Here is a 20757-nt window from a genome sequence, read left to right on the forward strand (position 1 = left end):
AAACAGCGCCGCCCTGCCCCCTGCGAGGGCGGCGAATTACCGGTCGAACCGGTGCGGTGATGCGTCGAAACGTTGCGGCGGCAGCGGAATCACGTTGTCGGGCGGCGGTTGTCCGGGATCTCGCCGTGCTCGGGCCGGGTCCCGCCGGGCGCGGCGCATCAGCCACGCGATCGCGGGTCCGCAGCCGAGCGCCAGGACGAGCGTTCCCGGGCCGATCCCGCCGCCGCGCAGGGCGGCGTCGGGGCCGAGCAGGACAGCGCCGACGACCAGGAACGCGATGTCGAGTCCGATGCGGACTCCCGCGATCCGGCGCGGACGGCCTTTGCCGAACGCGAGCATGAGCCCGTCGCGGGGCATCGGCCCGAGCTCGGCGGTGAGATAGGTGGCGACCCCGAGGCAGAAGCAGGCGCCGCCGGCGGCGAGCAGCCCGATCCGCGCGGGCACCGCGTTCACGACCGGGAGCCAGGCGAGCAGCAGGTCCGCGACGACCGCGGGGATCACGAACCCGGCCACGGTGCCGACGCCGGGCCGGATCCGCAGCGGCAGGAACGCCATGAGCATCACCGCTTGCGCGGCGATGATCCCGCCGCCGAGGCTGAACCCGCATCGCTGCGCCAGGCCCAGGTGCAGCACGTCCATCGGGGACATGCCGAACCGGGCCCGCTGCAGCAGCGCGATCCCCGCGCCGATGCCGACGGCGCCGACGACGAGCCGCGCCAGCCGTCCCGGCAGCGCCGGGGCCTGCCCGGCCGGGGCGGTCCGGCGGTGCGCGGTCACGGGTTCCGCTCGCCGCCGCTCGCCCAGGCGCGGGCGGCGGCGAGCATCAGGTCGTTGTCGGCGCGGGACCCGAGGGTGATCCGGACCCCGAGACCGGGGTAGGCCAGCACGGCGATCCCGAAGTCGCGGCAGTGCCGCTCGAACCGGTCCGCGTCCTCGCCCACCGGCAGCCACACGTGGTTGGCGTGCGAGGGCGGAGGAACGAATCCCTGCTCCCGCAACGCGTCCAGCACGCGCGCGCGTTCGGCGGCGGTCAGGTCGCACCGCGCCCGCATCCGCTCGTGCGACAGCAGCGACGCCAGCGCGGCGGCCTGGCCGACGCCGGAGACCTCGAACGGCAGCGCCGACGCAGCCAGCGCCATGGCCAGCATCGGCGGCGCGATCCCGTAGCCGACGCGCAGTCCCGCGAGCCCGTAGGCCTTGGAGAAGGTGCGCGTCACCGCCACGTTGTCGTGCCCGGCGGCCCAGTGCTCCTTCGCCAGCGCGACGCCGTCGGCGGCGCCCTCGGTCGCATATTCGACGTAGGCCTCGTCGAGCACGACCAGCACGTCCTCGGGCGCGGCGGCCAGGAACCGGCGCAGCTCCTGCCGGCCGAGGAGCGTGCCGGTCGGGTTGTGGGGGTTGCTGATCACCACGACGCGGGTCGAGGGCCCGATCGCCGCCGCGACCGCGTCCAGGTCCACCGCCCAGTCCGGGCTCAGCGCCACGGTGCGCACCGGCGCGTCGGCGTGCGCGGCGAACAGCGTGTAGGCCTGGAAGGCCGGGTCGGGCACCAGCAGCTCGTCGTCGGCGCGCGTGCACACCGCGGCCAGCAGGCGTTGCAGCAGCGCCGAGGACCCGGGTCCGACCGTCACCGTCTCGGGCGGCACCCGCAGGTGCTCGGCGAGCGCGTGGACCAGGTCGGCGCTGGCGGTGTCGGGGTAGCGGTGCACGTGGCGGACCGCGTCCATCATCACCCGCAGCGCGGCGGGCAGCGGGCCGGACGGCGACTCGTTGCCCGACATCCGCACCATCCCGGCAGTCGTGCGCCCCGGGGCGTGCTCCGGCGCGGCGCGGACGCCGCCGGCGGTCACGCCCCCTCCCGCAGCACCGTCGCCGCGGCCGGGCGCAGCCGCGCGTCGAGGAGGCCGCGCGCGTAGTCGCGGCGCAGCCGTTCGACGCGCTGGTCGACGAGCGCGTCGAGATCGGGGCGCAGGACGGTGTCCTCGCCGAAGGTGCGGTCCGTGCGAGCCTCGAACCCGAGCACCCTCGCGCGGGGATGGAGGTTCACCGCGGCGTGGGCCACGCCGGGCGGGATCCAGATCACCGAGCCCGGGCGGTGCAGCACGGGAGTCATGTCCTCGCCGCACAGCGACGCGGCGATCCCCTCGACGACGATGACGACGATCTCGGACTCGGGGTGCTCGTGGGCGTAGGTGCTGTGCCCGCCCGGCATCTCCACCGCCCCGACCGCCAGGCGGCGCACGGGCGCAACGCCCGCGTGCACCGCCGGGGTCAGCACCTGCTGCTGCTTTCCCCGCACGGAGGGCAGCTCGTACACGTTGGTGTGGAAGGGTTCTTCCCGCGCCCGCCGGGGCTGCGGGATCCTCGGCGCGGCCGGGTCCCGGTCGGCGCTCATCGCGCGCCCGCCGTCAGCCCGACCCGGAATTCGGTCAGCTGCTCGTCGACGTCGTACTCGGTGAGCACGGTCAGCCCGCTGGCCGCCAGCGTCGCGCGCACGTCCGCCGCGGTCGCCCCGGGCAGGCGGGCGATGCCGACGAAGGCAGGCAACTCAGTGTCGCCCGCCCGGTGGCGGGCCAGGTGCGCCCATCCGCTCCACCGGTCCCAGGTCAACACCACGTCGCCATCGGCCGTCGCCGGTTCGGGCGACGTTCGCGGCGCCGGGATCGTCTCGGTACTCATCTGTTTCCCCCTTGGCTGAAGCGCCCCGGGGCACGCGCGATCGCGGCGCCCGGGGAACGTGAACCGGCCGGGGACGACGTGCGAGCAGGTGCGCAGAGCCGCGGCCGGACTGATTCGCCCGGGGCACCGCGGCACTGCCGTCGTCACGGCCGGCGCGGTCTCACGACCGGAGTCGGCTGCTTCCCAGCCGGGATCGGGGGAGAACGCGCCCGCAGCCGATCAACGGGCCGGACGGCGTCCGGCTGCGACGCCTCGCAGAACGGCGACCATTGCGGCAGGACACGGAAACAGCGATCACGAGGTCCCCCAACCTCCGGTGTGGCCGATTCCCCCCGAACCGGCCGGCGGACCCTCCCGGCCGTGTCTCAGCACGTCCCGGAAGCCCCGCTAAGATCCACTCTTTCCCGGAAAACTACGCTGAGTCAAGTCCGACTTCACCGCGTCTGCCAGCCATAACGCTCCGCTGTCGGCCTCGATTCCCATCATCGGCACCCTCGGTCCGATACGCACAGCGACCACGACAGGGGCAATTCGGGCCACTCGCAGGCGATCCGCCTGCCGGAAACGATCTCGACACGCTATCGTGTAGAACACATATCGAGGTCTTGACAGATCGAGGAGAAGGGAGGATGCCATGCGCGTCAAGGGCACCGGAGGGTGGACCGCCGCAGCAGGGCTGGACCGCGATCTCGCGGCCGGGATCGAGCGCGAGGCGATCGTGCCTCCGCCCACCATGCCTCCCCACCGCGCCCCCGGCGAGCGCGTGCTCGCCGAGTTCTCCCGCGCGCGCCGGGTCGCCCTGCGCTACGAGCGCTTCCACGGCCGCGACGTCGAGTACCTTCCCGGCGGTCCGTCCTTTGTCTTCGGCAGCCCGGAGCTCGTCGGCGCCGTCGTCGCCGGCACCGCCGCGATGCGGATGCGGGGGCGCCGCAAGGCCCGGACGATGTCCGCGGCGCAGTGGCACGAGTACGACCTCGCCACCGTCGTGGTGACCACCCACCGGCTGTGGTGCCAGAGCGACGGCGACTGGAAGAACTTCAACTACGACCAGATCGCCCTGGTGGAACTGGACGCCTCGGCACCGGCTCCGGCACTGACGCTCGGCTTCTACGCGGCGAACAGCCTGCGGCTCAGCGGGGAATGGGCCGCGTGGATCGCCGTCGCGGTCGCCTACGGCGCCTACGGCCGCAACGCCTGCACGCTCCCCGCGCTCGCGCCCCTGCGGTCGGCGAACCCGTCCGCCGCGACGCCCGCCGCCGCAACCGCCGTCAACGCGCGCGGCCGCAGCTGGCGGTAAGCCCGGCCCCGGCCCGGCCTGCCGCCGGTCCGGTCCGCCGACGCCGCGATGAGAAGGCTCGGCCAGGCTTCCGCTGGGAGTACCGTGTCGTCATGGAGGACCAGGAGGAACAAGAGCCGCGGTTCCGCATGCTGCTGCGACCGGACTCGAGCGGGCCGGGGCAGCGCCAAGCCCAGCACCTGGCGATAGGTTTCCTCAGGCCGCTGCCCAGGGAAACCGCCGACGACGACCAAGACCAGGCGCACGCGTCCCGCCCCGAGCCGCCGCGGCTCTTCACCCGCCGCGTGGCCCCGATCTGGGTACACGGCCAGAACCCCTGGGCAGGTCTGGACCGCAACGGCGGGCCGCCGCCCGGGGAAACCGCCAGCGGCGACCAAGACCAGGCACTCGTGATCCGCCCCGAACCGGACACCGCTCCCCACGCCGGCCAGCCTGCCGACACTCCTGCCGCTCACGACCCCGCCGCCCGCAGCTCCGCTCGCAGCCGGATGTCGCCGCCGATAACTCCCGGCAGCCGCCACAGCCAACTCAACCAGGCCCGGCACACACCGCGGACGTGGTGAGACCGCCCCTACGACAGGTCGCTCAGGGACACGGCAATGTCTTCGCCGACATGCGACGCCGAGGGCCAAGGGCCGGAACATCGACCCTGGCGAGGCGGCGGGCAGACAGCTGCCGCGCGGACCGGATCCGACCTGCGCGGTGAATCGTCGTCGGTCCGTTTACAGCAGCCAGAGGAACAGCGCGCCGCAGACGACGAATCCCGCGACGCCCCCGGCGGCGACCTGGCCGGGGGTGTGGTCGCGCAGCACGACCCGCGACCAGCTGACCAGCGCGACCAGCAGGAGCAGCAGCAGCGCCCACGGGCCGTAGAGGAACGCGAGCATCGCGACGCCGCCGGCGGACACGACCGCGTGCATGGAGATCTTCCACCCGGCCACCGTGATCGCGCCGGTGACGACGAGAACGGCGAGCATCGCCCAGGTCATGATCACCATGGCCGGGGGAGCGGACCCGGCCAGCAGGATCGTCAGCCCGATCGCGGTCGAGACGAGGCACACCAGCAGCACCGGACCGCGGCCCTCGCGGTTGTTGACGTGGTGGGTGTCGTACCTTCCGGCTTTGGCTCCGCGGGTGATGAACTTCATCGGCACGCCGGCGGAGAACACCGCCACGACTGCGGCCCAGAGCAGGGCAAGCCAAGGGGAGGCAGTCGACTTGAGCGCCATCGCGAGCGAGAGCGCCACGATCACGACCCAGGGGGCGAGGATCTCGGTGATCGCCCGCGCGGCCTTCTTCTGGGGTGTCGAGGCGGGCGAGTCGCGGGTGGCGGGGTTTTGAGCGGTCACGGTGTCACGGAATCCTGAACTGTGGGGGCGGGTTGGGCGAGGGCGGTGGCGACCTGTTCGAGAAACCTCACGTTCTCGGCCAGGTCGTCCCCGATGCGGGGCGGGTCTATGCCGCTGGCGAGCGGCGGCGGGCCGCCGGCGCGCTTGAGACGCAGCGCCGCGCGCAGGCACTCGGCCTCCACGAACACCGCAAGATCAGCCTCCGAAAGACGGCGCTCGCGACCGATCGCCAGCATCCGCTGCTCGACCTCGCGGTCCAGGTAGTCGCGCAGCCGCTTGCGACCGTCCCAGATCTCCATGACCCGCCGGTGCAAGGCGAAAGCCGTGGCCCACCACGGCGAGGACCGCTCCAGCACCACTCCGGGAGTCACCCCGCGCTCCGGGTCCGCGAACTCGCGCCACAACGGCTCCAGGCGCCGGTAGGCGGCCGCGTGCCGAAGCCATGTCCGCGCGGCCGACACCCGGGGCCCGACGGCCGGAAGGACGAGACCGACCAGGGCGAACGTGACGCCCAGCGACGCGAGGACGGCCTCGACCTGCAGCTGAGACCACGGCGGAGGGCTGCCCGCCGCGGCCAGCAGGCTGTAGGCGATCTTGTGGACGGCGTAGACGAGGCTGATCCAGCAGCCGACCGCCAGGCTGCGCAGGCCCCGCCGCATCCACGCCTTGTCGGTGATGCCCGCCCAACGCCACGCCAGCCGGGAGACCGCGAGCATCGCCGCGGCCAACCCGGCGATGTAGGCCAGCAGCATCGCGGTGAGCCAGGGGCCGAAATAGCGTTCGAGATGCAGGAAGTCCGGCCGCTCGGTGTCCAGCGCGACGGCGAACGCGACGGTCATCGCGACCGCCGCGACCAGCAGGACGGCGCCGTGCGGGGCGAACGCCCGCCACGCCCGGCGCTGCTGGGAAACGACCGAGAGGAAGAAGAACGCCTCGAGCCCGGCGAACGCGATGAAGATCAGCCAGTGCTGGACGATCCAGATCAGCTCGGCGTCGGCTTGCGACACCGGCGTCCACCGCACCCCGGCGATGATCGCCAGGGTCAGGGTGAGAAACGCCGACCACAACGACCACATCGCCGGCCTGCGGGGAGACCGGATCAGATCGACGAGCCTGTAGACGACGACCAGGACGCCGACCACGACGATGAACAAGTGGAACAGGGCTCCGACGCTACCGTCCACGCGGCACACGCCCCAGCACGTTCGCCAGCCGGTCCACCGCGACCGCCTGGGCTCCCTGCAGCTTCCGGGGCTTGGGCTTCACCAATGGCACCTCGGCTATGATCAACACGATCGTTGCGGCGATTTCCGCTTCGCGTTCCTGCTTGTCGTCGTACCCGCCCTGGCGGCGCAGGATCTCTGGCGTGCCGCCGTCTCCCGGCGGACCCTCCATCCCCAGCGTCCGCAGCAGGTTGGGGTCGACAGGCAGACTCTGCGAGCCCCGATGGCACAGAAGGATGTGGCACAGCTCGTGCAAGATCATCTGCTCCCGGTGCAGGCCGACGATGGTCTCGTCATAGCCGACGAGGTCCACGGTCGGGCCGGCCAGCCACATGGCGTCCGGTCCATCCGTCGGCAAGGACATGGCGCTCAGAACGATCGGGCGCCCGCGGTGTTCCCCGAGGCGACGGGCGAATTCCTCCAGGCTCCACGGCTTCGGGACGATCTCGCCCGCAACGCGCTCGATCTCGCTGCGAAGCACACGATGCTCGCGGAACCGAACCCACGGATCCACGAGCTTGTCCAGGACCCGGCTGAGCGCATCACGGAACCGTCCGAACGGGCCGCGCCCGTGCCGCTCTCCAGCACCGCGCGACGTCTCGGTCATTCGGTCGAGGTCCCCTTCCCCTCGCTCGCGTCCCCGGCCCCCGTCCGACCGTGCTTTCGCTCGGCCTCCGACAGGGCGCCGATCATGTTGTTCACGGTTTGGAAATTGCTGTTGGACAACCCGCCCATCCGCATCATCGCGTCCAGGAGCTCCCCATCCCTGTGGGCGAGCAGGTAGCGTATCTCGGCCACCGACTCTGACGGATCGTCATCGGTGAAATAGCCGGTATTGACACCGAAGAACCGCGCCACGATGGACAACGTGCCGACTTTCGGATCGTCGGCCCTGCCCGTCCTGAGCCGCCAGACGGTCTGCGCGCTGATCTTCCCGAGTCCCTGTGCCTCGATGCCCTCGGCGATCTCGAGGTCGCTCCACGGGCCGCCCTCGCTCTCCGGACGCAGATTGATCAGGTAGTTAAGCCGCTCGGCGATCGTGCTTCCTCTGCCAGGCTGCTCCATCACCGGCCCTCTTCCCCAGCTAACATAAATTTTAGCTTCTCGCCCCAGTTCATAACATCCATGTTGACTCGTGAACGACATTCACCTTAGGGTGCTCACGGGTTGATCCACAACAACGGGTCGCCACACAGCGTCGGCCGTATCAGTGGGTGGCACGGCCAACGCAGATCCGATGCAGGTGCCGCGGGACACTCGCAAGACCCCATCCGGCCTGCACAAAGAGGGGGAATGTGTTCCTGCCGCCGACAGCAGGGGGGAATAGCGCTGTCGGCGGCAGGAGCATGCGGTACACGCCAAGGGGGGATTTGACGTCCGCTACCTGCATTGTAGTCGGCCGAACTCTTCGCCGGGCGGCTTCACATTCAGTCGACTCGTGCCTCTCTGGTATCGCCCGCTCGCCGCGAGCCGGGTTGGTGCCGGGGCCAGTGGCCCATTCAGGGTCGCTTTCCGCGCAACTTCCGTAACTCATCGACGTACCAGCGCGGCCCTTCAAAGGGCCGACGGACGGTCCCCGTCAGACCGAGCTTGCCAGTTCCATGCTGCTCAACAGGGACGCGCCCTCCTCCGGGAAACGCCGGATGCGTCGCTTCCCTGACACAACGACAATGTGACCGGCGGTCAACCACCCGGTCACATCGTGGAACAGGTCCATCTGCGCGGTCGACCCGCGCACGTAGATCCGTAGCGGCTCAGTCAGTGCGGTCGGCGGTTCCGGCGACGCGCAGGCGCTCGGCGGAGGCCGCAGTCGCTTCCTCGTTGCCCTCCTTCAGGGCCGGGGTGGTGATCCACTTGGTGGCCGGAGCGACTGCAGCGACCTGGACGAGAACCACGGCCGCGTCGGCGATGCGGCGGGCCTGCTCCCCCGGTTGATCCGGCGGAGAACCTAAGTCACGGAGCGTCCGCCGCCGGGTGTGCCGTGGCCGAGCACGCGCGCCACGTCGTGCTGACTCAGGCCGCCGTGCACGTACAGGCCCCAGGCAAGGGCGTCGATCCGTTCGGCCAGCGTCCGCACGGTGCGAGCAGCCCCCCGGCGACGTCGACCCAGGTGCCCGGTTCGACGGCGGCCGCCTGACACTGAACCTGGCCAGGTCCACCGGAATCACGGGGCATTCGCCGCGGGTGCTTGCGCCGCTTTGATGGCCTGCAGATCGACCGGTTCGGTGACGACGCTGAACTCTTCGGCGACGGATCACAAGGTTCGGATGCCGCTGAAGATTTCAGTACCCGAGCCTCTGACCTGCGGATTGAATTCTTCGGCATCCACCAGACGGCCTGGATCGTGCCACCGAAGATTTCAGTACGCAGGCTCGACGCCTGCTCGACCGCCCGAGACTCAGCGATCTGACCTGAGGGTTGAAAGATCCACAGGCACCGCTGCAACCTCCACTGAAATTTTGGGGTGCCGTACTGAAATCTTCGATGGCACCCGACACAAGGGATAAAAACCCGTCGAACGACCTAGTCGGCTACATGACAGTGAAATACTGGGTGGATGCTGCCCCCGGTCAGAATCACCCGCACGGAACTGATCGGGTGTATCGGGCGTATTACCCAAAGGCACCGAATCACCGACCGTTCCGAGGTGGCAGATCTGCCGATCGCGGCCCGGTCAGATCCACGCGAAATACTCCTCTACCTGCGGAAACAGTCTATCGCAGATCAGCCCTCGTGGGCCAGCCGAGCCGATGCGCTCGATGCTCAGTTGCTCGTCATCGCCAGCGGGTGGGACCGATGGAGGGCCGAACGCCACCACCTCCGCGGTGGCCTCGGCGATGGCCTGTTCTACGACCAGCTCGGGGACGCCCTGGGCCTCGGCCCGAACAGCCACCTTCGTGGTGAGAGGGACCCCAGACCGGAGAGACGCCGCCGCAGCGGCAGGGGCGATCCCCACCAGCCTGCCCGCAACAGGCTGAACGCCCTCACCGATCTTCTCCGCTATGACATGCCTGAGCAGGATCTGACGCGGCCGGGACGTCGCGATGCGATCCGCGACCCGAAGCATCCCGCGTGGGGCTGGCTCGCGGAGAACCACGTTGCCTTGACCACTGTCGCGCGAGACCTCGCGGCTGCGGCTACCAGGTACAAGGTTGCCTCTCGCTGGGTCGACGAGCTGGTCGCGGACGTCGTCGACGGAGTTCTCAACCCGGGCACGCCGGCCGTTCTCGGCCTCGCCGTGGCCGAGATCCGAACCTCGCGACCGGTCATCGAGCTGACCACCACGCACGCAGTTCATCGCGTCCTGCTCGCCGCTGATGCCCTCCGGTGCCAGTTCTCCGGTGCCCTCGCCCGCAACCCGGACAACGGCAAGATTCAAGCGCACTGGCAATCCGCTCCCCCACCGACCGACGTCGCCGCGTTGGCAGCTGAGATCGCACGTCGGCGGGAGCGTCACGGGGACGCGAGACGAGACAGGATCCCCTCCCCCGACGCAGCCGAGCCAGCCGACCTCCTGCGGTTCCTCCGCTCCTCCCCTGCCGCCAGCCGCGTGGTTCGAGCGCACGACCATCTCGCAGGACTACGGCTTTGCAATGCCCTCTGGTGGCAGGACCGCGCCGCAGAGCTTCATGCGATTCGCTTCGGCCTGGGAATCGGCGAGCCCAGGGACGTTCTTCGACGCCAGATCGGCTCGAGCTATGCAATCACACGAGGGCAGGGGGTTCAGGACCGCCTGGACCGGTTGGATCAATTGGTCAGTCGAGGCAAACCGGACGAGAAAGGCGCCCGCGCCCGCCGGGGAACCGGACCGGCACCGCTGGCCCGCGAGGAGGAGTGGGTCGCGTCCCACCAGCAGGAACTACGCTGCGTCGCCAAGCGACTGATCGATTCGGTGGCCAAGATCGCGATCCACGATGACGACCGATACTGGCTCGACATCCTCGCAGCCGCAGAGAAGTACACGCCGGCAGACCTTGCGTCGTTTGCCTTCGCCGCTGAGGAAGCCGAGACTGCCCTGCTCGCCGCCGAGACGGTGCCGAGCGTGATCGATGACCTGCTCGCGGAGGTCGATCAGCTCCCGACGGTGCGTCGTTTGCGGTCCGCTTCACGTCCCATCCAGGATGCAGAGTGAAAGTGCTCAGCCCGGGGACCGTCATGCCCGCCTACAACCGGCAAATCGATACGCATGAGCCTCCGTGCGAACACGGTCGCCGTGGCGACCCCTGTTCGCACGGAGGCCATGTCCGCCCCGGCTGTTAGCCCTCGTCCTGGCTTTCGGTCGATGGCTCGGCTCCCTTGGCTCCCTTGGCCCTACTCTTGCGGGTTTTCCCCTTGTCCTCGGACAAGGGGGGCAGGAAGTTGTCGAGGATCGGAGCCAGCCACGTGCTGCGCTCGGAGAACCCGAGCATCTCGGTCAGCTTTTGAAGCTGCTCGAACTGCGCCGGCGTTGGCTTGTACCCGCTCGGAGTGCTGCCTCCCCCCTGGTACCTGACCGTGTTGGGGTTCTCAGCGAAGAAGTCGAAGGCACCCTTGATTCGGGCTTTGTCCAGCACCTCCTTCAGGCCGCCCAGGTCTCCCTTGCTGAGTCTCTCGCCTCCCCCAGCGGCGTGCTCGATCGCTTTCAGGATGATCTTGAGGATGGACACCCGGTGCGAGTACCGGTAGTTCGTCAGCCGCGTCTTGACCTCGTAGGAGGTATAGAGCGTCTTGTTATTGCTGCTGTTGCTTGTCGCCTTGCCCCGCACCGCGCGGCGTGTGCCGGTGTTCGGGGCGGCTTTCTCCGAACTGCCATCGCCTCCGCTGCTCCGGGGTTCCGGCGTCGGCGGGGCTGCTGTTTGCCGGGGCTTTTCTGCAGTCCGCGGGTGGGACGGAGCGCTTGTTCGTGACGCGGGAGGGGCTGGGTAGTCATCGTCGTCATCGTCGTCCATCAGCCCTTTGAGCCCGATGCCTCGCCTCACCGCCGGGTTACCCAGGTGGGAGAGGTCGTTGTCAGTCGTGTCGCTCATACCCACAGTCCTTCTTGCTTCAACTGCTTCCGCTTCTGTTTTGCTTCGCTGAACATCTCCTGCAGCACAGCCTCGATGTCTCCCGCAACTCGTTTCGCTGTTCCGGGAACGACCGGGACCTTCTTCAAAGCCTGTTCGGGATTCTCCTCCTTCATCCTTTCGGCCTCTTCGGCCTTGTATTGCCAGTCGAGCTTGTAGCCACCTGCGGCGACGGGCTTCGTTCCTTCGATGAGCATTGCCTCGAGTTCGTGCGCCAGTGCTCCGTACTTCCGCGCCGCGGCGCCTACTGCCTCGGCGTACCTGACGAAGCTCTCGAAGAAGGGGACAGCGCTGCCCTTGAGGTCGTCTTCAACTCCGTCGCGGAGGCTCGCCCGCAAGTTCGTTGCGTTCGTGGAGCTCGCGAACACCACGACACCGAGGAGTACAAGGCACGGGTTTACATGCCTCATCCGCTCTAGCACGCGAGCCAAGGCGCGCAGACCGATCCGAGATGCTTCGTCAGTCTTCATCGGCACCACGACGAAGCGGGCTGCGCACAGGACCAACTGGAGCAGGAGTTCGTTTTCCGGAGGGCTGTCCAAGATGATCAGGTCGTAGTTCTCAGCGATCCCCGACAGTGCACGAGCAAGCGAGGTCACCGCCTCCCGAATGCCTTCGTCGTCGACCATCATCGGCTGAAGATGCGCCTGGATGCGCCTGACGTACCGGCCACCTGGGATGAAGTCGAGGTTCTCGCGAACACCACGAACCGGATTGAGGGGTACGTCCAGAGTCAAGGCATGCAGCAGGCCCTTGCCGTTGTCATTCACCTCGGGGTTGCGTGACACGCCAAAGTCCAAGGCCATGTTGCCCTGTGCGTTCAAGTCGACGGCCAACGTCCTTAGGCCCGATTGCGCAGCTTGGCCAGCCGCATTCGCGGCGATCGTCGACTTCCCAACCCCGCCTTTGTCGTTGCCGAACAGGTAGACACGACCGAGCAGATCCCATCGGACACCAAGCGAGTCAGGTTCGAAGGAAGGTACAATAGCAACCACTACACAGTCCCCTACCAGGCAAGATGCGGAGTCCGGACACATGACGATGAGCGCGGCTCTTGGCACCACGCGGTGCCTCCCACCGCGCTCGCTGACATCTTGCCACGAGAACGGGGATTCACGCACTCGACCCGCCGTGCACCAGAGTGGATCACAGAACGCGGCAGCACGCAGTGACCAACGTGGAGTTACACGCTCCGACTCAAAGTCGACAGGCCGCCGGACAGCGTACTGTGCGTCTCATTGCATCCAAAGCCATGGCATGAGCAAGCATCAAGACCACCACGACGACGTAGGCAAAAACGCGGTCCGACCTGCAGGAGTCAGTTTAGAGGTCAGTTTAGCAGTCAGTTTAGAGGTAAACAGACTAGTCAGTTTGGGCAGCAGCGCAGGAGCACGGGTGGGTGTCAGCCGCGCAGGCCACTTCTCTAACACCATGCATAGATGTGGTGACATACAGGGGGCTCATAGCCGTGATAACGGCAGCGACCGGGACCTGCCATCGCACCCAGGGGGTTATACGTCGACAAACGGGTGTATAAGGTTTAACCCAACGGCCACATCAGGGGTGCTCCGATATATTGACCATAGCGTAATAATTCACCTTTATCTAAGTTTCTCTTTCAACTTGACGCAGGACGTATTTGCAAGTGTGCCCGCAGACATAGAAGTCAGCACTGTCAATAATTCAGTAAACGATATAATCGACTACATGCCAGAGGACTCATACACACCCTTAAATATAACCTACGAACACCGCAACGTGCAGGACATCATGTAAAGCACCCAACCAGGCATCACGATTTACATTGCGCATGGCACTACACTCAGCTTTGTACGTAACTCAATATTAAGCCCTTGTAGCAGCCCGAGCATAGACTACTTAACCTGCATAGTAAGCGGTACTGTAAACGGTGTTTCATAAAACAATGGAAAACACGATGCAAAAAGCCCTACATTACACCTAGTGATTCGCTTTACCCAACGCAAACTGTCAGGCACACGCAGCAGCTATGGAAAGAAGTTTTCTAGCAATGCCGAGGCAAACTTCAGAGGAAGCATCTAAATACACCTAGTATTTAGGTTGCTAGCAAACTGTGCATTGGATTTGACATTCAGCTTCTATCGACACCGATGACCAAACTCGAATCAGCGTTGCTTTTTTAGCCTGTAGAACGGTGTGCACTATCACCGTCAAGCAAATTAAATAAGGGATTTCGAAGAAAGTATGCAAGCTGGCGCGCTAGATACCGTTGAGTCAAAGTTGAGTGAAAACTGCATACGGTACTTTTTAAGGTATCTTGCTTGCAATCTGACTAGAAGCCTTTTAGTACACCTGACGGCAAAAGGTCAATTCCAAAGGCACGCTTGCGACCTGCGACTATTTATGTCACGTGACGTTTGGACCTCTAAGTGATTCCATGCCGGCCTCTCTTGCTTCCGCTCACGAGCTTGTCAGATGCACCTAATAGGGGGCAGGGGCTGGGGGGATGCACCGAGCGTCGCATCCGGACTCAAGAAGCTCGATTGACCCCTGTTGACCTCGCCCGAGTTAGCTCGATAGTTCGCGAATTGCTCACGGTGGGTGGGTTCCATGAGCGTTCGCTGCCCAATGCGGGAGGACGTGACGGTATAGTGGGGAGCGCAGGCCGTCCGGCGGCCTTGCCGACGTGGCGTCCCCCGGCACTGGACGCCGCACTCGGGTCGCACGTGGCGGGGCTCGGCGGCGGTCCTCTGGTGCCGGACGCGGGGCAAGGTCCGGCTGTACCGACTCGACGGCGACGGCGGGGTCATCCTCAGCTCCGCCGCGAAGAGCTGGAGCGCGGCTATCCGGGACCGGACAACAGCGCTCCCGAAGGGGACAGCAGCGGTCTGGGGCCGCAGCGAGCGGGACGAGCACGAAAGGCACTCCGGGACGGACGCCCGGCCACTTGAACAGATCCTCCCGTGGAGCCGTGCTCTGCGTCGCATCATGTTGTGGCGCAACGAGGACGAGGTCGATTTCGTGACGCGTCCGCCGACGCCGGAACGCCTCGCGGGCCCGCATCCCGCGCTGATGGACGCCGGATTGTCTCGCCCGCGCGGGGTCACGGTCGCGTGCGTGTCGCGCAGGGGCGGGCTCGGCCGTTCCTCGATGCTGAGGGAATTCGGCGCGGCATGGGCTCGGCAGGGCAAGCGGGTGCTGCTCGCCGACCTCGACCCGGTGCAGTCGCTCAAACGCATGCTGGCAGGAAACGCCCGCGCCGCCGCTGTCGTACCGTGGTCGGGGGTGCACGGCGAGCTGGTGATACACCGCGCGGAGAACGGAGGCGAACTACGGCTGCTGACCGGGTTGCGCGGCGCGACTGCCACGGACCTGCGGTCCGCGCTCGACGCGGCACGAGCCCAGGCAGACGTGGTCCTGCTCGACACCGCTCCGGCAGACACGGGCCCGGAGACGTGGTTCGCGGAGGAGGTCGCTGACGCGGTGATCGCGTGCTTCGGCGACGGCGAACGGCTGTTCGGCCGTCACGAAACCGTGTATTCCGACCGATACCGCCCGATTTACGAACGCCAACAGCAACACACAGCGATGCTGAAGTGGCTCGACAAGGCCTTCGACGCGTACTTCGACGACAGCTGGGGGGAGGAGCAGACGGACGACGAACTGCTGACTCAACTGGAATGGATCGAGGAGCACCGCCGGACGTTCCTGGTCACCGTCGCCGACAAGGGCCGTCAGCTGTTCGGACCGGCATGGGACCCGGACCGGTGGATCGACTACCAGCGCGCCCAGGAGGACGATTGGCGCGACGACGAACCCGAGGAACAGGAAGTACCTGCCGAGAGCGGCGACGAACCCCAGCCGGGAGACATCACCGTCGTCTACCGCCCTTACGACGACCGCGAGGTGATCGCCCCGGATCAATGACCAACTCCGACGCGAGGTGCCCGATCTCGACGACAAGGCGGGACGAACCGTCGTCGCCGTCCCCCTGGGCCACTACAGCGGCTGGCCGGAACCGGAATTGCGGACGCAACAACGCGCACGCCTCGCCGGGTCCTGCACGTACCCGATGCTCGTGCAGGGAATTCCTCGGACCGCGGCGATCCACGCGGCGCAACTAGACCGTCGGCCGCTGGTGCTGGCCCAGCCCGATCATCCGACGGCGAAACTGCTTGCGGTCGCGGCCGCCGAGCTGTACCGGATGATCACTCGCTGACCACGCGACTCGGCTGACCTGAGGAGTAACAGCAAATCAAAAGAACACCTGGCTGATCGAGACCAGCGACGACGGCCGCGACTGGTCCTATGAGCTGCACCCGGTCCACGGGCCCCGCGACTCCGGCGGCATCGAACGGGCCGCCAGCGCCGAAGACCTCGCCCGCGCGGTGCTCGCCCGCCGGTTCGGTCTCCTCCGGACGGACCGGGATTACGAGTGGGACGACCTGTGGTTCCGGGCGATCGTGTGGAACCACCGCAACGCCTGCGACTACGCCGGAGTGCAGCCGCCGTTCCTGCCGGAGAAAGCCGGGCAGGACCCGGATCGCTACGGCAACTACCTGCTGCACCACCGGGCCGAGCCGTTCGCGGTGGAGGTCCGCACGCCGCGGCAGGTCCGCCACGCCGTCCTGAACGCCCCGGCGGCGAGGGAAGGCCTCGGCGGCGGCACCCGCGCGGGCGCGGTCTCCCGCACCGAACTCGACGAGGTCCAGCGGGAGATCGCCCGCCTGATAGCGGAGGCCCGCGAAGCGGGGTGGAGCAGCGAGGCCGCCGACGAGCACCGTGCGCTGCGCACCGCCCGCAGCAAGCTCGCCGACCTCGACCAGGAGCTCGCCGACCGCGTCGCGGACCTGGAACAGCAGCACAGCCACCGCCCCGGCTTCACCGTCGACGCCTGACCCGCCCGACCCGGTCAGAACAACGCGTCGCGCACCGGCGGGTGCCCAGCCGTGCGCACCCCTGCCAAGCGCAGCGGGCAAACCCGTTGCCCCGGCAGGGAAAACCGTCACATCGGCCGCGGCACCCGCACCGGTCGCTGGACCTCTCGCTCCCGCGCCGTCGAGGGAGAACCGGGGCCACGGCGCGGGACTCGCCGACGGCGGCGCGTGCGCGCAGGCTTGAGGCCGTGCCGACCGCGGACGGCAGGCTGACCGCGCAGGACCGCGCGCAGATCACCGGCGAACTCACCAGGATTCGCCATCTGATCACGGGCACGGTGCTCCCGGCGCTCGAACGCTTCCCCGACGATGCGCAGCACCGGCACATGCTGGCCGAAGCCGAGCGCCTCGCCGAGGCGCTGGAACAGCTCGTCCTCCGCGACGAGCAGCGCGTCGCGCGCGAAGGGCCGGTCGACGAGGACAGCTGAACCGGGGGCGCCGGGAGAGGCTGCGTCACCGGCGGCCGCAGAAGAAAACCGGGACGATCGACGCCGCTGCGCGACGACCCGTGAACACGGCGGCGATCCCCGTCGTTGAACACGGGCTGGTTCCGTTCCCCTTGCACTGTGGAGGAAAGCCATCACCGCTGAGCCGTACGTTCCGGACCTCACGACGCTGCGCGAGAAGATCGACCAGAACACGACGCTGCTGGGCTCCCTCGGCCCGGAATCCGACATATACCGCCGCCTGCAGGCCCGCATCGGGCAGCGACGTGCAGGAACTGCTGGACTACGAGGACACGCTCGAACGACGACGACGGCAGCTGGCCGCCGAGGAAGCCGCCAGGGCGATGCCGCGCCCGCCGTCCCCCGCAGCGGAGGCCGCCGGCGCGGGCCTGCTGTTCACCGTCCCCGGCCCTGCTCGTCGGCTACTTCGGCTGGGGAACGTGGTGGCTGGCCCTGGCCGCCGGCCTGCTCCTGTTCGGCGTGCCGAACCTGATCGAGGGCATCAAGCTCGCCGTCAAGAACACCTGACCCGCCCGCGTGCGGGGAGGGACCGGGCAGGACCGGTCCCTCCCCGCGTTTGCGTTGCGCCGCAACGCCAATCCGCACGCGCGACACGCGGAACGACGGCTTCCGCGCGCCACGCCGCGCGACGGTGGCGTGCCGGTCGCTGCGTGAGGCAGTCTCTCGGCTCCGCCGCCGCACGGAGAGGAACCGCAGACGCCATGACCGGACCCGGCATCATCCCCGTCGCCGTCCCCGCAGCCGAGTACTGGGCGTGGGCTCCGTCGCGGAAAGGGTTCGGCGGCTACGGCGGCACCTGCACAGTCGGCCCGATGGCCTTCGCCGGCACCGCGAACCAGCGCCACGACAACCGCCGGGAACTGCGCGCCTCCTGCACGCTCGCGGGCGTGAAGACGGCGAGCGAGAGCTGGGAGACCGACAGCCTGTCCTGCACCCCCGGACGGCATCGCCGCCGAGATCGCCGCCCGCGACGTCCTGCGGCAGCTGGCCGAGACCGCCCGCGCCCGGATCGCCGACGCGGCCCGGCTCCTCGAGGAATTCGACGTGCTCGCCCGCGCCGGTGCCGTCGCGCCGGCGGACGAGCGGCCCGGCCCCCGGACGGACGGGGACGGCGAATGACCGTGCCCTGGCACGGTTTCTACTCGAGATCCTCGTCTTCGTCGTCGGCGTCCAGGACGGTGTCGGGGTCGCTCAGCGGGCGCAGGCCGTCGGCGAGGTCGGCGGGCAGCAGGAACGAGTACTTGCCGAGCAGGTTCATGTGGCGGTGGCGGAACGGGGAGAGCCGGACCGGTTCCTCGTCGCGGACCTCCGCGCCGTCGGCGCGCGCTTCGCGAGCACGGCGTCGAGGTAGCGGGTGTTGAACAGCACGACCGCGTTGAGCACCAGGCCCAGCGCGCCGAGCTGGTCCTCCATGCCCTCGTAGTAGCGCTGGCGCAACTCGCCACGGCGGGCCGTGAAAGATGTCCCGCCCGAGGGTGTGGCGGCCTTCCTGGAGGTTGCCCTGGGCTTTCATGGTGCGCCGGTAGCCGGGTTCGTCGGCCCGCTGTTCCTGTCCGAATACCGGCCCCGACCCGCGTCGCTGCCGCGGCAGCGGTAGGCCGCCCGTGAAAGAACGGTGACCACCAGTTCAGAATCCGCCGCCTGCGACCGGGACCTCGGCCATCGGCACGGCTTGATAGCCACGTAAGGCACCCCCCACCCCACTTCCTGACCAGCTCAGCGTCCCCGGTGAATCACGCGTCCCGGCCTTCCTTCCGTGCTTGCGGTTCGATAACAACAGCACCCAGTTCGTCGATGAGAAGTTTCGCGACGATCTCGTCCGTCAAGCTCCTTGGCTCAGGGAGAAGGCCGTGTCGTTGCGCGGTCAGACGACGTGCTTCAGCGAAGTCAGCTCGATTTGCGGACCGCGGGAACGGTTCGCGACGAGAGGATCCCCATAGCTGCAGATGCCGCTCGCTCGGCGAGGGTCGTCGCGCACGTTTCGGCGCCCGCATCCATTGTTCTTCCTCCCGCCACCACGCATAAACCGCTCGGTCCACGAGTGTCCAGCGGGCTTGTTCCGCCCGATATCCGTGGGTTCCCAGACGTTTCGCGGCCCGGGTCAGCCTCGTTTCGTCCAGCCTCGCCCGTCCCCCCCGTCCACGTCGCAGGAGCCCGAGTGCCTTCAGCCCCTCGAAATGTCTGCGGCAGGTCCCAACCGTATAACCGCATATACGGCTCACTTCGGTTGCAGTCCTTGGCTCCAGACAGGCAGCGGCGATTCGTGCGCAGTGACGCCCCAAACCTCCGACCTTTCGAGGGGCGAAAGCATCCCCAGCCCGGACACCAAGCGTCGAACGCAGCCGGTGGCGGAGATCTTCCCGGACCCCACCCGGGGGGCGGGGTCCTTGTGTCCCACCCTGATGGTGCTGGTCGGCTGTGGTTGCGGGGGGGAGCAGTTTCCAGGTCGCGGCTCGCGGCCCGGAGGCTTGGACGGTGCGGGTGATGAATCCGTCTTTCGCGAGGCGGTCGAAGGCGCGGGCGGCGGCGGATTTGCTGATGCCTGACATCGCCGCGGCGCGGCGGATGTCGAGGTCGATTTCGGTGCTGCAGGCGTCCAGCGCGACGAGGCACAGCGCATCGAGGACGCCTCGGTCGGCGGGGCCGGAGGGCCGTGCCCATCGTTCGGGGTCGTCGTCGGCCGCCGTTTGGATCGCGGCCACGGAGCGGGCGGTCTCCTCGGCCCGATGGGTGTCGCCGTCGGCTGCTGTGGCCGGCATGCGGGCGGCGTACTCGACGCTGCGGCACCATTGGCGGCGGAGGACTTTCTCGGCCGCGTGGTCTCCGCGGGCGATGCGAGGCGCTCCGGGGTGCGGGTTCGACCGGCTGCGGGCGTGCTCGAGCCCCGGAGCGTGGCCGAGCAGGGCATACACGTCCGGCCAGGACCATCGGGCAAGTGCCAGTCCGACCAGGACGGAGCCGAGCAGGCTGCTGGCCTCGCCATCGCGGGGGACGGTGTCCAGGGCCGCGCGGGTGCTCGCGGACGGTTCTCGCCGGAGCCCGGCCAGTGCCGGAGCGCCGCCCCGTTCGACGATCTCCCGTGCGGCCGCGGGCGGGGCGGCCCGTTCGTCGGGTGTCGTGGTGGTCGCGGCCAGCTGTTCGGTGAGCCGCTCCACGACGCCGGTGTTCGGTGTCGTGAGCACCGCTGTCGCGGCAGCGGTCTCCGAGGGCTGGAGGAGGGCTGAGTGCCCGCCGTCGCGGTGCGGGGCGCCGGGCGGGCGGGCTGCTCCGGTGCGGGGGTTGCACAGCATGCCGTGGTCGAGTGTCGGCAGGTGCCGGGCCAGCAGTTTCGCCAACCGGCGCACCGCGAGCGGGGCAGCGCCGTCCGGGCCCAGCGACAGCCACACGTGGCGGCCGCCGTGCGGGCCGGACGCGGCGACGGCGTAGCGCGCTCCGGCGGTGTCGAGCAAGCCGGCCAGGCGGGCGAGGTCGGCGCCGACGTCGCCGCGCGCGGTGTCGAGGTCGAAGCACAGCAAGCGGAACTGGCCGGTGTCGTCGGCGAGGTAGAGCGCGAACGGGCCGGGCGGCGGTGTGTCCGGCCAGTGCTGGTGGTCGTACTGGTGCAGCCACGTCGAGGAGGTGTCGTCCCAGGTGTCGGTGCGCAGCCCGGGGCGCGGGGTCATCGCCTCCGCGAGCCGCCAGTATGCGCCCGCGTCGGTTCCTGGCGCTGGCGCCGGCCGGTCGGGTCGGCCGGGAGGTTCGGCGGGGGAGGCGGTCATCGGGCAACCGCCCGGGTCGCGGG

The 20757-nt window shown here is 68.4% G+C and carries 20 protein-coding genes and 1 pseudogene; 8 read left to right on the top strand and 13 right to left on the bottom strand.

Going from position 1 to position 20757, the window contains the following annotated elements; genetic code table 11:
* Window positions 1-36: 36 nt before the first annotated feature.
* Genes BM362_RS46550 through BM362_RS32090 form a run of 4 tightly spaced genes read right to left on the bottom strand, consistent with a single transcriptional unit; the run spans window position 37 to window position 2679 of the window.
* Entirely contained in the window at window positions 37-777 is a 741-nt protein-coding gene (locus tag BM362_RS46550) for a YczE/YyaS/YitT family protein (RefSeq protein WP_107309586.1), read from the bottom strand.
* Complete coding sequence (locus BM362_RS32080) at window positions 774-1850, bottom strand: aminotransferase class I/II-fold pyridoxal phosphate-dependent enzyme (RefSeq protein WP_093575703.1); 1077 nt, start codon at window positions 1848-1850, stop codon at window positions 774-776. The genes BM362_RS46550 and BM362_RS32080 overlap by 4 nt, the downstream gene beginning before the upstream one ends.
* Window positions 1847-2395, bottom strand: coding sequence for a cupin domain-containing protein (locus BM362_RS32085; protein ID WP_093575704.1), 549 nt, complete (start codon window positions 2393-2395; stop codon window positions 1847-1849). Before BM362_RS32085 ends, BM362_RS32080 begins: the two co-directional genes overlap by 4 nt.
* Window positions 2392-2679, bottom strand: a complete 288-nt coding sequence (locus BM362_RS32090) for a hypothetical protein (RefSeq protein WP_093575705.1) — start codon at window positions 2677-2679, stop codon at window positions 2392-2394. The genes BM362_RS32085 and BM362_RS32090 overlap by 4 nt, the downstream gene beginning before the upstream one ends.
* A gap of 634 nt (window positions 2680-3313) precedes the next feature.
* Between BM362_RS32090 and BM362_RS32095 the strand changes: the two genes are divergently transcribed.
* Window positions 3314-3976 (top strand): hypothetical protein, encoded by a 663-nt coding sequence (locus BM362_RS32095; RefSeq protein WP_093575706.1) that lies wholly within the window; start codon window positions 3314-3316, stop codon window positions 3974-3976.
* Between the two features lie 92 nt (window positions 3977-4068).
* Window positions 4069-4539 (top strand): hypothetical protein, encoded by a 471-nt coding sequence (locus BM362_RS32100; protein WP_093575707.1) that lies wholly within the window; start codon window positions 4069-4071, stop codon window positions 4537-4539.
* Between the two features lie 159 nt (window positions 4540-4698).
* On the opposite strand, the gene BM362_RS32105 is transcribed toward BM362_RS32100, so the two are convergent.
* From BM362_RS32105 to BM362_RS32120, 4 genes are read right to left on the bottom strand one after another with little or no spacing between them, the layout of a single operon-like run.
* On the bottom strand, window positions 4699-5325 hold the full coding sequence (locus BM362_RS32105) for a phosphatase PAP2 family protein (RefSeq protein WP_093575708.1): 627 nt from the start codon (window positions 5323-5325) through the stop codon (window positions 4699-4701).
* Window positions 5322-6509: an MAB_1171c family putative transporter gene (locus tag BM362_RS32110; RefSeq protein ID WP_093575709.1), complete on the bottom strand. Its 1188-nt coding sequence runs from the start codon at window positions 6507-6509 to the stop codon at window positions 5322-5324. Before BM362_RS32110 ends, BM362_RS32105 begins: the two co-directional genes overlap by 4 nt.
* Window positions 6499-7155 carry a hypothetical protein gene (locus tag BM362_RS32115; protein WP_093575710.1) on the bottom strand — a complete coding sequence of 219 codons (657 nt, stop codon included), beginning with the start codon at window positions 7153-7155 and terminating at the stop codon, window positions 6499-6501. Before BM362_RS32115 ends, BM362_RS32110 begins: the two co-directional genes overlap by 11 nt.
* Window positions 7152-7616: a hypothetical protein gene (locus BM362_RS32120; RefSeq protein ID WP_093575711.1), complete on the bottom strand. Its 465-nt coding sequence runs from the start codon at window positions 7614-7616 to the stop codon at window positions 7152-7154. Before BM362_RS32120 ends, BM362_RS32115 begins: the two co-directional genes overlap by 4 nt.
* Window positions 7617-8529: 913 nt before the next feature.
* Between BM362_RS32120 and BM362_RS47825 the strand changes: the two genes are divergently transcribed.
* On the top strand, window positions 8530-8685 hold the full coding sequence (locus tag BM362_RS47825; protein WP_167545533.1) for a hypothetical protein: 156 nt from the start codon (window positions 8530-8532) through the stop codon (window positions 8683-8685).
* Window positions 8686-9105: 420 nt separating this feature from the next.
* The gene (locus tag BM362_RS47045; protein ID WP_143132550.1) at window positions 9106-10680 is read left to right on the top strand and encodes a hypothetical protein; all 1575 of its coding nucleotides are present in this window, start codon (window positions 9106-9108) and stop codon (window positions 10678-10680) included.
* 124 nt (window positions 10681-10804) lie between these two features.
* Here BM362_RS47045 and BM362_RS32135 read toward each other — a convergent pair whose 3' ends face one another.
* Window positions 10805-11554 carry a hypothetical protein gene (locus BM362_RS32135; RefSeq protein ID WP_143132551.1) on the bottom strand — a complete coding sequence of 250 codons (750 nt, stop codon included), beginning with the start codon at window positions 11552-11554 and terminating at the stop codon, window positions 10805-10807.
* Window positions 11551-12588, bottom strand: a complete 1038-nt coding sequence (locus BM362_RS32140; RefSeq protein WP_167545534.1) for a ParA family protein — start codon at window positions 12586-12588, stop codon at window positions 11551-11553. The genes BM362_RS32135 and BM362_RS32140 overlap by 4 nt, the downstream gene beginning before the upstream one ends.
* Window positions 12589-14560: 1972 nt before the next feature.
* Between BM362_RS32140 and BM362_RS32145 the strand changes: the two genes are divergently transcribed.
* From BM362_RS32145 to BM362_RS32160, 4 genes are all read left to right on the top strand, one after another.
* Entirely contained in the window at window positions 14561-15499 is a 939-nt protein-coding gene (locus BM362_RS32145) for a ParA family protein (protein ID WP_093575716.1), read from the top strand.
* 16 nt (window positions 15500-15515) lie between these two features.
* The gene (locus BM362_RS32150; RefSeq protein WP_093575717.1) at window positions 15516-15791 is read left to right on the top strand and encodes a hypothetical protein; all 276 of its coding nucleotides are present in this window, start codon (window positions 15516-15518) and stop codon (window positions 15789-15791) included.
* Between the two features lie 169 nt (window positions 15792-15960).
* On the top strand, window positions 15961-16470 hold the full coding sequence (locus tag BM362_RS32155; protein WP_093575718.1) for a hypothetical protein: 510 nt from the start codon (window positions 15961-15963) through the stop codon (window positions 16468-16470).
* A 227-nt stretch (window positions 16471-16697) separates the two neighbouring features.
* Window positions 16698-16937: a hypothetical protein gene (locus BM362_RS32160; RefSeq protein ID WP_093575719.1), complete on the top strand. Its 240-nt coding sequence runs from the start codon at window positions 16698-16700 to the stop codon at window positions 16935-16937.
* A gap of 823 nt (window positions 16938-17760) precedes the next feature.
* Here BM362_RS32160 and BM362_RS47830 read toward each other — a convergent pair.
* From BM362_RS47830 to BM362_RS32170, 3 genes and pseudogenes are all read right to left on the bottom strand, one after another.
* Entirely contained in the window at window positions 17761-17910 is a 150-nt protein-coding gene (locus BM362_RS47830) for a hypothetical protein (RefSeq protein ID WP_167545535.1), read from the bottom strand.
* 320 nt (window positions 17911-18230) lie between these two features.
* A pseudogene (locus tag BM362_RS50775) lies at window positions 18231-18422 on the bottom strand (Tn3 family transposase); the annotation flags it as partial.
* A gap of 287 nt (window positions 18423-18709) precedes the next feature.
* Window positions 18710-20638 carry a hypothetical protein gene (locus tag BM362_RS32170; protein ID WP_093575720.1) on the bottom strand — a complete coding sequence of 643 codons (1929 nt, stop codon included), beginning with the start codon at window positions 20636-20638 and terminating at the stop codon, window positions 18710-18712.
* Between the last annotated feature and the right edge of the window lie 119 nt (window positions 20639-20757).

It is taken from the genome of Amycolatopsis rubida (genome assembly GCF_900115345.1).
GTDB lineage: Bacteria > Actinomycetota > Actinomycetes > Mycobacteriales > Pseudonocardiaceae > Amycolatopsis > Amycolatopsis rubida.